This window comes from Planococcus sp. SE5232 (assembly GCF_050686535.1).
Lineage (GTDB): Bacteria > Bacillota > Bacilli > Bacillales_A > Planococcaceae > Planococcus.
Map to the genome: position 1 here is coordinate 90,874 of NZ_JBOGCP010000001.1, position 14,153 is coordinate 105,026.

Consider the following 14,153-nt stretch of genomic DNA (forward strand, 5'->3'; position numbering starts at 1 on the left):
CTTTAGCCATTAGCATTTCTGAAACCCGTCGCTGTCTGGTTATCCTTTGGGATAGCTCGACAGGGATGGGTTTTTAGCTGTCCTATTGAATGTAAGGTTTAAAAAGTTGGTTAAGAGAGAACATAGTTAAAGAAAGACAGGAGCTTTTATGTTATGTTAGAAAATGGTAATTTTCATGCGTGGAGCGATTCTTCAACAACTTGAGAAAATGATTTATGTAGTTTTGAGGCTGTATACTAACTCTACCGAGCTTCATGCCCTCAAAAGTTTTGGCCAATCCCTTTTCTGCGGGGTCTTCAGCTTTCACTGATTTCACAGGAGTCTTCTTGGCCAGCCTGGTTGGGAGTCTGTTGCTTCAATCAAAGAACGTAACCTGCTAGTCAGTTCCGGTAAAAGTAGTCCCGACAAATTTGGTATATCCTTCACTCCAGGATCCGAAGTGCAAGGCGGCGAAGTGTCGAAATCCACTCGGGCGTCAGTCCGAGTTAGTTCGGCGCGAGCCCGTGGAAAGCGTCCGCCTGGAGCGCAGGATTCAGTATAAACAGGATGAAATGTGTATTCATTCTTTAAGTGACATAAATTTTTTCGTCTACAAGCTCATATTTTTAATGATAGAAAAGAAGGTGTAAGTATTGGAAAGCTTGACTGGCTTAAAACGCGTCCATTTTATTTTGTTGATGGGTGCACTGACTTCCTTAATTCCATTCACGATCGATATGTATTTACCGGCTTTCCCAATTCTTGCAGATGTCTACGAAACCAATGCCACCTCTGTTCAATTGAGCTTGACCGCGTGTCTGCTTGGACTCGCGTTAGGCCAATTGATCACAGGAGCGCTTAGTGATGTGCAGGGACGGAGAAAGCCACTCCTGATTTCGCTGGTTGCATACATAGTAGCCTCAGTGGCTTGCATATTTGCTCCAAACATCTACATATTTGTTCTACTGCGTTTCGTACAGGGCTTTGCAGCTTCCGGTGGCTTGGTTATTTCCCGGGCAATAGTGCGGGACGTCAGCAATGGGGCGGAATTGACAAGATTGTTCGCTCTATTGATGGTCGTCAACAACCTGGTTCCTCTGCTGGCGCCTTCAGTTGGCAGCGGAGTCCTGCTGTTTGCAGACTGGAGAGGAATTTTCCTGGTGCTGACGGTTCTGGGAATTGTCCTGTTGCTCGTTTCAGCCTTCCGCCTGAAGGAAAGCTTGCCGCCTGAAAAAAGGGTTCCAAGCAATCTGGGAACGACCTTCAGCAATTTTGCGGGAATTTTAAAGAATCGGCAGTTCACGGGCTATGCGTTGGCACAAGGTTTTCTGATCGGCGGTGTTTTTGCCTATGTGTCGGGTACTCCCTTCATCTATCAGAATGTGTACGGAGTATCGCCGCAGACATTCAGCTTGCTGTTCGGTATGAATGGCATCGGACTGATTATCGGCAGTTATGCTGTTGGCCGTTTCTCGTACATTTGGTCTGAAAAGCGGTTTTTGGAAACCGCGCTTTATACTGCCACGACTGCCGGTGCAGTTTTATTGGCCGTCGTGTTGCTTGATGGCCCTTTATGGGCGGTCGTCATTCCTATTTTCTTTTTCATCACGTCGATTGGCGTGGTGGGAACAGCCGCTTTCACTCTAGCCATGGAAAGCCAAGGCCATGTAGCAGGAAGTGCTTCGGCATTGCTTGGCTTGCTGCCGTTTATTCTTGGAGCAGCGACGGCGCCGTTAGTAGGGATTGCAGGAGAAGATACGGCAGTTCCAATGGGGCTGGTCATTTTCATCATGTGCTTGACTGCATTGTTGGCCTATATATTCTTTGCAAAAAATGCAACCGCATCAACTGCCAAATAATCTGAAGCCCGGAAATTCTTCCGGGTTTTTTGTATTGCGTAAAAATACCTGTTTTTCACCGTTTACAAATACTAAACAATTTTCCCGTCAGCGCTTAACAATCAAATCCTATACTGAACTTGTTCATCAACTGACTGGAGGGGAAACAAATGATACATAGAAACTTGAAATTGAAAGTACTTCCGATTGCTTTAGCTTCAGCAGTGGCGCTGACGGGGGCAAGTTCGTTTACTTTGTCAGCCGAAGCAAAAGCTGGAAATAATCAGGGCAAAGCACCTGAACACAGCCAGGGCAAAGGCAAAGGCGGCAAAAAAGATGAAGTGAAGAACGTTATTTTCCTGATCGGTGACGGAGTCGGGACATCCTATACATCTGCCTATCGTTATCTTCAAGATGATGCTTCCACCAAGTTGGTCGAAGACATGTCCTTCGATTCTTATTTAGTTGGACAGCAATCGACATATCCGGAAGATCCTGCACAAAACATTACGGATTCCGCTTCCTCTGCCACAGCGATGGCTGCCGGCATAAAAACCTACAACAATGCGATTGCGGTCGATAACGATGAAAGCGAAGTGAAGACAGTCCTGGAGGCTGCCAAAGAAAAAGGAAAAGCGACAGGATTGGTCGCAACTTCCGAAATTACACACGCCACCCCGGCATCGTTCGGCGCTCATGACATCGCACGAAAAAACATGAATGCCATTGCGGAGGATTATTATGACGAGTTGATCGATGGAGAGCACAAAGTCGATGTGCTTCTGGGTGGAGGCGTCAATCTGTTTGAACGGACAGACCGTGACCTAACGGAAGAGTTCCGGAAAGACGGCTACAGCTATATTACAGACCGAAAACAGCTGTTGAGCAACGATGACGAGCAAGTACTCGGCTTGTTTGCGCCGGCGGGCCTTCCGAAAATGATTGACCGTGACGACAGCATCCCTTCATTGGCGGATATGACAGAATCGGCCATCGATCGGTTATCGGAAGAGGAAGACGGATTCTTCCTGATGGTGGAAGGCAGCCAGGTCGACTGGGCAGGACATGACAACGATATCGTCAGTGCGATGAGCGAGATGGAGGATTACGACCAAGCGTTCCAGGCAGCCATCAAGTTTGCTGAAGAAGATGGCAATACGTTGGTCGTCGCAACGGCGGACCATTCAACTGGCGGCTTTTCCATTGGTTCGGATGGCATCTACAACTGGTTTGGAGAGCCGATCAAAGCGGCAAAACGCACACCTGATTTTATGGCTGAAAAAATCATTGGCGGTGCCGGCGCAGAAGAAACGTTAAGCAAGTATATCGACCTTGACCTGACAGCTGAAGAAATCGGCGCAGTTAAAAAAGCGGCAGCGGGCGGAAACTTCACAGCGATCGATAATTCGATTGAAAAGATTTTCGATAAGCGTTCACACACGGGGTGGACAACCGGCGGACACACAGGGGAAGATGTTCCGGTTTATGCATACGGACCTGCAAGTGAAAAGTTTGCGGGACAGCTCGACAATACCGATCATGCAAAAATCATCTTTGACCTATTGAAAGCAAAAGTGGAGATCGATGATAAGTAAACCAGTAAAAACAGCAGTGAAATGAGGAACTGACATGAAAAAGACCGTTTATTTAATAGGCCTCTCCGCGCTATTGCTCGGAGGGTGTTCGGAACAGGCAGATTCAACAATGGCCGTTTCAGCAGCCGGCCAGCAAAACGAAATCCCCGGCTATTACGAAGACTATGTCCTTAGCCCCCAGGTGACGGATGACCGACTACTGCAGGAGGGCGGCCAACACAAGCGGGATGCCAAAGGGGAAGCAACTGTTGAAGCGGTGAATATGGACAGTGAGACAGCTGAAGTCGGTCCGGTGGAACTGACCTTGGCGGAATCGAAAATTCTACAGCTCAAACCGGATTACAGCCTGATTGATTTTTTCCACTCCTACACGCATGATCAGGAGTTCAAAATCGTGAAAATGTTTGTGGAAGTCACGAATACATCCGACGAACCGGTTTATTTTGCACCTGTGGCTTTGATGGAAACCGCCAAAGGGGAAACAAAACTTTGGGAAGATGATATTTACTTGGAAGAGTTGAACGGTGAACTCGCTGCAGGTGAAACCAAACGAGGCAACATCGGCTTTATTGTTGAAGACGGCAGTTTTGATTCGGTATCGATCACCACAAGTGATGTCTTTGACAGTCAGGACAATAAAATCGCAGAAGCGTTGGAATTCCGTACGCAGTTTGAATGACGGATCAGTTCAATCCGGTAACGAATTTCTGCATTGGCCACTGCTGTTAAAGTGGAGGTAAAGCATTGCAGAAACGTGGCAGGCTCATGGACATGGGTCTGCTTTTTGCTGTATTCACTTATTATCGGAGTTGACGGAATATATTGAAAAAAGAAGACGGAACTATTTTTTAAAAGAAAATAAGGGTGTATGATAGAACAAAATGGGAGCATCGGTAGAGCTTGTAAAAAGGGGAGGTTTGCCATGAAATTGATTGAACTGTATATCGGGGAAGTGACGAAGAGGATTCCGGAAAAAAAACGGAACGAAGTTGCAGAGGAGCTGCGGTCGACTATTGAACAGATGCTGCCGGATCCTTATACGGAACAGGATGTCAAAAATGCCCTTGCCGAGCTGGGCCATCCGGCAGTTCTGGCAAGCCGTTATGCAGAGCGGCCCATGTATTTGATCGGGCCCCGTTATTATGACCTCTACCTCCAGCTGCTGAAGCTTATCCTGCCGATTGCCATTACGGTGACCACCATTGTCATCATCATCGTTACAGTCGTTTCAGGAGCAGGAGAAGAGCCGGTCTTGACGATCATCGGAAATTTAATCGGAGGCATCATTTCAGGAATCGTCAATGCGGTAATTCAGGCCGTATTCTGGCTGACCCTGGTGCTGGTGATTGTTGAACGCGCGGAACATTCCAAATCACAAAGGCCGCTCGCCTTGAATTTTGAAGAATGGACACCGGATGATCTCAAGGAATTTCCGGAGCGGCCGCATATCTTAAAAGAAAAAAAGATTCCAAGAAGCCAAATATTCGGCAGCCTGATTTGGACGGCAATCTGGACAACGGTTTATTTCAATGCGGATAAACTGCTTGGGATATACCAGCAGGGGCAGCAGGGAGGCCTGGAATTCACCACGCCGATCTTCAATCAGGATGTCCTGATTTCCTATTGGCCATTGATCATACTTGTCGTCGTCCTCGAAATTGCATTGGCAGTCTATCAATGGCGCGCGTTGCAATGGACAAATAAATTGGCCCTGTTCAATGCCTTTGTTCAGACAACGTCAGTGCTTGTGTTTATCCTGATCTTCACCAATTCCAATCTGATCAACGCGGCGTTCCAGCAATGGCTTACGGACCTGTTCGGCGGTACGGCTGGCCTCAATTGGCTGATTGGCAGTGTTTTAGTGGTTGTCATTATTTTCTCAGCCATAGATGTCATTCAAGGGATCCGAAGAGCAAGAATCCGGACAAAATAAATAATGGAAAGAGCGTACAGAAGAATCTTTCTGTACGTTTTTTTGTTGGAAAATTAATTGAGTATAATATTTTTATATTTTTTTAATGTTTAATACTATTCAATTCAAAAGAAAAATTCTTAGATAGGTCTATAAAATCAGTTAAAAAAGTTTAGTTTGTCTTTTATAGTTATTTTACAGTAAATTTGTTTTTTTCTAAATATTATGTTTATATATTTAAAAAACATGTTATCATGATTTATGCTTATACAACAACATCAGGAGGAACCGCCACATGATTACTTTTTTTGCAGCCTTGGCCTTACTTATTTTAGGTTATGTATTTTATTCGAAATTCATCGAGCGTGTATTTGGCGTTGATGACAATACACCGACTCCCGCCTATTCCAAAACAGACACATTGGACTTTGTTCCAATGAGCTGGTGGAAAGGGAATTTGATTCAATTACTGAATATCGCCGGCCTTGGCCCAATATATGGAGCGGTTGCCGGGGCTTTATATGGTCCAGTAGCATTTGTCTGGATCGTTGTTGGCTGTATTTTCGCTGGAGGGGTTCATGATTACTTTTCAGGTGTCATGTCCATGCGCCACGGAGGTGCACAGTTCCCGACATTAGTAGGGAAGTACCTGGGCAAGAATGCTAAAGTCTTTATCAACGGACTCTCACTGGTCTTGATGCTGCTGGTGACTGCAGCTTTTACCGCAGGGCCTGCGCAATTGATTGCACAAATTACGCCGATTAACTTTATGACTGCTTTAGTGATCATTTTCTTCTACTTTATCCTGGCGACAATTTTGCCGATCAATAAAGTGATTGGCCGCATCTATCCACTGTTGGGAGCAATCCTGCTGTTTATGGCGGTGGCGGTGGCGATTGCGTTGGTTTTCTCCGGAAAACCGATGCCGAACCTTACATTCGCTAACCTGCACCCGGGAGATCTGCCGATTTGGCCATTATTGATGGTGACCATTTCATGTGGGGCAATATCAGGATTCCATTGCACGCAAAGCCCGATCATTGCACGTACGATGAAAAAAGAAACAGACGGCCGCAAGATCTTTTACGGAGCTATGATCATCGAAGGCATTATCGCCTTGATCTGGGCAGCTGCCGGCATGACTTTCTTCAATGGTACTGAAGGTTTGGGAGCAGCACTTGCTGCTGGTGGCCCATCAGGCGTAGTCAATGAAATCTCGATTTCCTTGCTGGGTACGATGGGTGGATTGCTCGCTATTTTCGGTGTCATCATCTTGCCGATTACTACTGGGGATACCGCGCTTCGTTCTTCACGAATGATCTTGACGGATATCCTGGCAAAGTTTGTCAATATGGAAGGCAAAGTGAAGATTCTATTGGTGACCATTCCACTGGCCATTCCAACCTTCTACATGGCGACAATCGACTATACGTTCCTATGGAGGTATGTCGGCTGGACCAACCAGCTGGTGGCCACATTCATGTTATGGACAGCTGCTGTCTACCTTTTGAAAAACTTCAAATTCCATTGGGTGGCAGGAGTCCCTGCGATTTTCATGACAGCCGTCGTATCTATGTATATCTTCTATGCACCGGAAGGCTTGAACATGGATTATCAGGTTTCCGCAATTATCGGAGCCTGCATCACTCTGGTGGTGTTGTTATGGTATGTCGCACAAATCATCAAGTACAGAAACCTAAAGCAATTGCAGCCGGATTACCGTCCGCAGTAAAAAATAACAAACTCCCGCAGGGCTGTGTCCTGGCGGGAGTTTTTTCGGTCACAAGAATATCGTTAAGTGAAAATAGAAGATATTTACAGTATAGTTGAATCAGATAAAGTTTTATTGAGGAGGAAAATGAATGGTGACTTTGATCAAAGGACAAAAAGTGGATTTAACCAAGGCGCATCCTGGCTTAAAGCAATTGAAAATCGGATTGGGCTGGGACGTCAGCCAAACAGCTGCGTCCATCGATTTAGATGCGGTGGCTTTGCTGGTGGATGCTGAAGGGAAAATTGCCGGGAAAGAAAATATCGTTTTTTACAATAATCTGACTGGCGGCGGAAACGCAGTGCAGCTGACGAAGGACGATCGGACGGGTGCCGGTGCCGGAGACGACGAACAGATTACTGTTGACCTGGAGAAAGTCCCAGCAGGAATCAAAAAAATTGTAGTGGCGATCTGCATCTATGAAGGAGCAGCTAAAAAGCAGGACTTCGGACAGGTTTCAAACGCTTACGTACGGATTGAAGATGATCAAAACAAAAAAGAATTATGCCGCTATGATTTGGGCAAAGAGTTCAACAAGGACCTTACCCTCCTGGCAGGAGAAGTCTACCTGCATAACGGAGAATGGAAGTTTTCCGCAATCGGCCAAAGCGTTTCCGGAGACCTCCGGGAACTGTGCCGGCAATTCCATCTTGACCTGCCGGCAGATGCATTGGCTAAACCCAAACAGCCTATCAAAACAGAAGATGCAAGTCCAAAACCCGCTTCGATCAACCTGAAGAAGGTGGAACTGAAAAAGGCAGGAGACAAGATCAACCTCAACAAAACCGATTCACCCTTGGGTGAAATCGTCGTGAATTTAAATTGGACGCAAAAAACGGCAGGCGGCTTTTTGTCATCGATCCTCAATGCCAGCAATTCAGTGGATTTGGATCTGGGCTGTTTGTTTGAGTTGGAGGACGGCTCTAAAGGCGTGGTCCAAGCGCTCGGCAACACCTTCGGAAATTTGAAGCAGCTGCCTTATATCGCACTTGACCACGATGACCGCACTGGAACGTCCAAAGGCGGAGAAAACCTTCGGATCAATGGCGATCAGCTCATGAAATTCAAACGGATTTTGGTCTATGCTTTTATCTACGAAGGTGCAGCGAATTGGGCAGAAGTGGATGGAGTTGTCACATTGAAGCAAAAAAACGGCCCGGATGTAGAAGTCCGTCTGGATGAACACCGCAAAGGCAAGCGGATGTGCGCCATCGCCTTGGTTGAAAATGAAAAAAATCAAACCTTGAGCGTCAAAAAAGTGGTGGAGTATTTCTCAGGCCACCGGGAAATGGATAAGGCCTTCAAATGGGGCATGACATGGAGCGCAGGTTCCAAATAAAGCAAGAAAGAAAGCGTGGAATTAAATTTCCGCGCTTTTTTTAAATGTGTAGCCAATCTATTTTTCTCAAAAAAGAAGAATTTTTTTAATTGATCTCAAAATAAAAAACTTCTATATATACATATTTTTAAAAGAAGAGGATCAGCATTTGTAGAACGATTAAATGAGTTGCTGATGGCCGCCGTAATCAGCCCTTATATCCGGAACCCGGTTTCAATGAAGGATAAACTATGTTAAGCTATTACTTCAATCAAAATTCGAATTTTCATTTTAAATTGAAAAATTGGAATTAACTATCTTAATCTCATGAATCCTGAGTACAGATTTTTCGGGAGACAGTATAAGACACTTTCAATATAATGCATAAATATTCATTTATGGTGTATGTGAAAGTTTGTTAAATCCATTTATGCTGGAAAAAATAATTTATTGGATTGACTTAAAATGCAAAACAGTGCATAATAACTCTATTAAACAGATTCGATGAAAACAGTTGAAGAGAACATAGACACGGAGGCATGGTTCTTCCGCTTTTGAATGAAATGGAAGAATTTTTTTTATTTATCAAAATCGGGTGGTGATTGCACGTGGAGAAGAAGAGAATTGTTGTGAAAATAGGCAGTAGTTCATTGACAGATGAGCGTGGTAAACTGTCGATCGATAAGTTGCGCGAGCATGTGGATGCACTGGCTCGCTTAAAAGAAGACGGGCATGAAGTAATATTGATATCATCTGGAGCAGTCGCTGCAGGATGTACAAGCATGGGCTATTTATCGCGTCCAGATACAGTAGTCGATAAGCAGTCAGCGGCGGCAGTGGGCCAAAGCCTGTTGTTGCAGGCGTATGCAGATGAATGCAAAAAACACAATATTGTGGCTGCACAGCTGCTATTGACAAAAGATCTTTACAAAAATGCCAACGACACGATTTCAAAACTATTGGAACGAGACGTTATGCCGATCATCAATGAAAACGATTCGGTGTCAGTGAAAGAGCTGACGTTTGGAGACAATGATATGCTGTCGGCATTGGTAAGCGGGCTCGTCCACGCAGATTTCCTTATGATTTTAACAGACATCAACGGCATTTATCAGGACAATCCAAGAACCAATCCTCAAGCTCATAAATACCTTCATCTTGATACAATCCCTAATGAACTAATAGAAGCCACATCTTCTGTGGGTTCTGATGTCGGAACAGGCGGCATGAAGTCAAAACTCGAAGCAGCACGTACGGCCTTGGCTTTAGGTGTTCAAGTGTTCATCGGTTCTGGAACAGGCAGTGAAAAACTGGTTGATATTTTCCGGGGCAAAGGTGATGGGACCTATATTGGCGTAAAAACAAAAATGGGTGTTTGATTAACGCAAAACCGAAAGGGGTATCATGAATGACTGAACTTCTTCAAGAACAGCAAATCGAGAAAAGTGAACTAGTCCAGAAAGCGAAACAGGCGAAACAGGCTTCCGCAGTATTGGCGAAGTCGACGACCAAGCAAAAAAATAACGCGCTTCGTTCAATTTCAGCTCAACTGCTTGAAGAGCAGGCTTATATTCTGGAAGAAAACAAGAAAGACATTGAAGCCGGACGCCAAAATGGAATGAGTGACTCCTTGGTGGACCGTTTAAAACTGGATCAAGCGCGGTTAGAAGATATGGCCGATGCTTTGATTCAATTGACGAAACTCGCGGATCCTGTCGGTGAGGTGCTTGAGAAATGGGAACGGCCGAATGGCTTGACGATGTCGAAAATCCGAGTGCCTCTAGGTGTTGTGGGCATGATCTACGAAGCGCGTCCCAATGTCACAGTGGATGCCTCCAGCTTATGCCTGAAAACAGGTAATGCGGTGGTGCTACGCGGCAGTTCCACGGCAATCCATTCCAATAAAGCCATTGTTTCGGTTATCCACCGCGCACTTGAAAAAAGTGAACTGCCGGTTGAGTCCGTTCAATTGCTGGAAGATACGAGCAGGGAAGCAGCTTCACATATGTTTAAGCTGAACCAATACCTGGATGTGCTGATTCCTCGCGGAGGCGCCAAGCTGATTCAAACAGTGGTCCAAAACTCTACGGTCCCGGTATTGGAAACTGGTGCAGGCAATTGCCATATCTATATCGACGAGACAGCGGATGTCAAAATGGCCATCGAAATTGCACTGAATGCCAAGACACAGCGGCCTTCAGTCTGTAATTCCTGTGAAAGCATTCTGGTCCATAAAAATTGGGCGGAGCAGCATTTACCGAAATTGATGACAGCATTGCAGGAAAATCAGGTGGAAATCCATGGAGATGAGGTTGCGCAAAAACTCTCTCCTAATGTCATACCTGCAGAAGAAGCGGATTGGGGAACAGAATACCTGGGACTGGAAGTGTCGATGAAAATCGTTGATGATGTAACTGAAGCGGTTCAGCATATCAACACCTACGGAACCAAACATTCGGAAGCCATCATTTCGTCCAATTCCGCAAATGTCGATCAATTCTTTATGGAAATTGATGCAGCCGCGGTTTACCATAATGCCTCTACCCGTTTTACGGACGGTTTTGAATTTGGTTTTGGTGCCGAGATCGGCATCAGTACACAGAAGCTTCACGCGCGCGGACCTATGGGACTGCCTGCTTTGACTTCGACTAAATACATCGTGCGCGGCAATGGCCAAGTTAAATAAGAAATGTGCGATACACAAAAAAGACCGGAAGCTCATCGCTTCCGGTCTTTTTCTTATGCGGTTCGATTGTGTTTCCACATCATGTAGCGATAACGGATGGTACAGCCGATGCAATACCCCATGAGCGCCACGCCTGCTGCGATAATGACCATGATGCCGAACGCATAGGCGGCCAGTGGAGTGCCCACAGAGAAGAAAAGAAGTGACAGCCCTAAGCAGATCGTTGCGATCCATTGATTGAAAAGCTGCTGATCTTTATCTTCCTGCTGATAGCTCGCCATCGGTTTTTTCAAAAAGCGGCGGCTGAATTGAATCACCGGGTTTTTCTTGGTGATCAATGTATAAACTCCGACAGCAAACGGCAATAGCAGAATGGCCGGGTGGAGCAGAAGTGCTGTTAATACGGTAATGACGATAAAAGCCTGATTGGTCTGTACAAGGGGTTTCGGAATAGTCACGGGCTCGCCTCCTTCAATTAAGACTTATTATACCTAGTAACTTACTTAGGATAAAGATAATTGCTTGAGATAAGGAACTTTAAGCACGTGAGGAGGAGCGACGCCCTTTAAAGCAGTTGAGAAATGAATAAAGTAGCCATCCCAAAATAAATCAGCAAAGACAGGATATCGTTGATTGTCGTGATTAAAGGACCGGATGCCACAGCCGGATCGATCTTAAATCTGTATAGGACAAGAGGAATGATGGTCCCGGCCAAAGTTCCGATGATTAAGGTCATCAACAGCGAGCCGCCGACCACAATGCCCAATACGAAATTACCCTGCCACACATACGCAATCAGCAAAATAAGCACGGAGCAGATAGCGCCGATGATGATGCCGACCCATAATTCCCTAAAGATCAGGTTGATGGTCTGCTTGGTATTCAACTTTTGTGAAGCCAGTCCACGGACCACTACAGACAGGGATTGCGTTCCCGTATTCCCTGTCATGCCGGCAATCATCGGCATAAAGAAAGTTAAAGCGACAACCGTCTGCAGCGTTTCTTCAAAACGGCTGATGATACCGCCGGAAAACAGCCCGATAAACAATAGAAGGATCAGCCAGGGCAGACGGCGATAGGCAGCAACCAGAGCGGGCGTATTGAAGTCGATCGACTTTCCTGAAGCCGATAGTTTTTCAATGTCTTCATTCGCTTCCTGCATAACGACATCGATAATGTCATCAACAGTGATGACACCAACCAGCTTGTCATCTTTTTCAACAATCGGCAGCGTGACAAAATCATAACGGCTGATCAATTGTGCGGCATCTTCCTGGTCGGTCAAGACATCGGCTTTGACGACGCGATTGTACATGACTTCTTCAATTTTATCGTCAAGGTTTCCGAGGATCAGGTCCTTATAGGAAACGACGCCGACCAGCTTCTTATCCTCATCTACGACATAAAGATAGTTTAGGTATTCCGCCAAATCGGCAAACAGCTTAATCTTATCGACCGCTTCACGGATCGTGTAATGGCGTGGAATCCAAACATATCGGTTATTCATCAAGCGGCCTGCCGTTTCAGGTGGGTAAGTCATCGTACTTTTAACAAATTGTGAATCGTCCTGATTGATCTGCGATAATAGTTCTTCAATGCGTTCCGGTTCCAAATCGGCCAATAGCAGGGCCAAATCGTCGTTGTCCATGCGATCAAGGACCTGGGACGACTTTTCGAGACCCAATTTATGAAGAATATCGATTTGTTCATTTTTGGAAAGTTCCTGCATCAATTCCGTCAATTGGCGGATCGTCAAATAGAGCAGGAATTTATTGCGGTGCTTGTCCGGCAGGTGCCGGTATTGGATCGCCATATCGTAGGGCTGGAGCTCATCCAGAATGTCCTGGAACTCCATTATTTTTCCCTCTTTCATGGCCTTGATCAGCGCCAGGGTGATTTCATCTTCGAACAATGCTGTAGACATGGGGTTCACTCCTTCTGTACAGGAAATTCAGAAATCCTATTGTTGATTATTGCGCTAAATCGTCATTTTGGAAAGAGGTAAAAAAAAGATGGCGCATTTGAATTATTTGACATATAATAATGAAAATCTGGAAAAGGCAAACTTCACCGAAAGGGAAGGACGCAAAGCCATGAGCCTACCCGTTGAAAAACGCAGGGTTGTCAGGTTGCCTCGGCCTCGTTCTGTGAGCCACGGCTATCAGAACGGGAGGATATGGGAAAATGAAAAAACTAATGATAGCAGGTGTATGGCTGTTGTTTATGCTGACGCAACATGGGATTGAAGCACAGGCGACTGAGGTGGAAACCAAAGCGACTTGGTTATGGAATCCTTGGATGATCTACAATGATGAAGCGGGAACACTGGCTTTTCTGGAGAATAAAGATGTAAACAAAGTTTATGTGCAGATTGATGCCGATATTCCGGCCAGTAGTTATCAGAGCTTTATTGAAAAAGCGCGATCAGCAGGAATGGCTATTTACGCATTGGATGGGGCACCTGACTGGGTGGCACCGAAAGGTTTTGTACAGCAGGATCAGTTGATGTCCTGGTTATCGCTTTATCAGCGGGATTCTGGGCCGGCCCAAAGATTTTCGGGCGTTCACTTGGATGTTGAACCGTATCTTTACAGCGGCTGGAATACAAACCGTGCAGCAACCGTTAAGTCTTATCAAGCTTTGCTGACAAAAGCAAAATCCAGCACAGCTGCGCTGAACTTGCCGATTGAAGTGGATCTGCCTTTCTGGTTCGATGAAATTTCCTATAAAAATACCTACGGCAAAGGTGTGCTCGCTGAATGGGTAATTGCCAACACGCACAGCGTTACCCTCATGGCTTATCGGGATTCAGCAGCCATGATTACAGAACTGGTGAAAAACGAAATTGCTTATGGAGTAAAGTATGGGAAACCCGTAGTGGTGGGAGTTGAAACCGACAAGACTGATGAAGGGGATTTCATCTCTTTCTATGAAGAAGGAGAAACTTTCATGAAAGTCGAGTTGGCCAAAGTATCCGCATATTATACTGGGGTAAAAGGGTTTGGCGGTATTGCAATCCATCACGTGGACAGTTGGAAAACGATGGCTCCATAA

Annotated in this window: 11 protein-coding genes and 1 riboswitch; of the genes, 9 read left to right on the plus strand and 2 right to left on the minus strand. The window is 45.6% G+C overall.

Annotated elements, in window-relative coordinates; genetic code table 11:
• Positions 1-632: 632 nt before the first annotated feature.
• From ACRC6Q_RS00405 to ACRC6Q_RS00440, 8 genes are all read left to right on the plus strand, one after another.
• Entirely contained in the window at positions 633-1,838 is a 1,206-nt protein-coding gene (locus ACRC6Q_RS00405) for a multidrug effflux MFS transporter (protein ID WP_223636141.1), read from the plus strand.
• Positions 1,839-1,987: 149 nt separating this feature from the next.
• Entirely contained in the window at positions 1,988-3,412 is a 1,425-nt protein-coding gene (locus tag ACRC6Q_RS00410) for an alkaline phosphatase (protein ID WP_431465477.1), read from the plus strand.
• 34 nt (positions 3,413-3,446) lie between these two features.
• Positions 3,447-4,091 carry a hypothetical protein gene (locus ACRC6Q_RS00415; RefSeq protein ID WP_431465478.1) on the plus strand — a complete coding sequence of 215 codons (645 nt, stop codon included), beginning with the start codon at positions 3,447-3,449 and terminating at the stop codon, positions 4,089-4,091.
• A gap of 243 nt (positions 4,092-4,334) precedes the next feature.
• Entirely contained in the window at positions 4,335-5,345 is a 1,011-nt protein-coding gene (locus ACRC6Q_RS00420; protein ID WP_223636147.1) for a hypothetical protein, read from the plus strand.
• A gap of 274 nt (positions 5,346-5,619) precedes the next feature.
• Positions 5,620-7,056: a carbon starvation CstA family protein gene (locus ACRC6Q_RS00425; protein WP_431465479.1), complete on the plus strand. Its 1,437-nt coding sequence runs from the start codon at positions 5,620-5,622 to the stop codon at positions 7,054-7,056.
• Between the two features lie 130 nt (positions 7,057-7,186).
• Positions 7,187-8,434: a TerD family protein gene (locus ACRC6Q_RS00430; protein WP_431465480.1), complete on the plus strand. Its 1,248-nt coding sequence runs from the start codon at positions 7,187-7,189 to the stop codon at positions 8,432-8,434.
• Between the two features lie 587 nt (positions 8,435-9,021).
• Positions 9,022-9,792, plus strand: a complete 771-nt coding sequence (gene proB / locus ACRC6Q_RS00435) for a glutamate 5-kinase (RefSeq protein ID WP_431465481.1) — start codon at positions 9,022-9,024, stop codon at positions 9,790-9,792.
• Between the two features lie 29 nt (positions 9,793-9,821).
• Positions 9,822-11,099 (plus strand): glutamate-5-semialdehyde dehydrogenase, encoded by a 1,278-nt coding sequence (locus ACRC6Q_RS00440; protein WP_223636156.1) that lies wholly within the window; start codon positions 9,822-9,824, stop codon positions 11,097-11,099.
• 53 nt (positions 11,100-11,152) lie between these two features.
• Here the strand turns inward: ACRC6Q_RS00440 and ACRC6Q_RS00445 are convergent, their stop codons facing one another.
• Positions 11,153-11,557 (minus strand): DUF4395 domain-containing protein, encoded by a 405-nt coding sequence (locus ACRC6Q_RS00445; RefSeq protein WP_223636160.1) that lies wholly within the window; start codon positions 11,555-11,557, stop codon positions 11,153-11,155.
• Between the two features lie 107 nt (positions 11,558-11,664).
• Complete coding sequence (gene mgtE / locus ACRC6Q_RS00450) at positions 11,665-13,023, minus strand: magnesium transporter (protein ID WP_223636163.1); 1,359 nt, start codon at positions 13,021-13,023, stop codon at positions 11,665-11,667.
• A 125-nt stretch (positions 13,024-13,148) separates the two neighbouring features.
• Positions 13,149-13,236, plus strand: a riboswitch (cyclic di-GMP riboswitch).
• Positions 13,237-13,283: 47 nt separating this feature from the next.
• Here mgtE and ACRC6Q_RS00455 point away from each other — a divergent pair.
• Positions 13,284-14,153, plus strand: coding sequence for an amidase (locus ACRC6Q_RS00455; protein WP_431465482.1), 870 nt, complete (start codon positions 13,284-13,286; stop codon positions 14,151-14,153).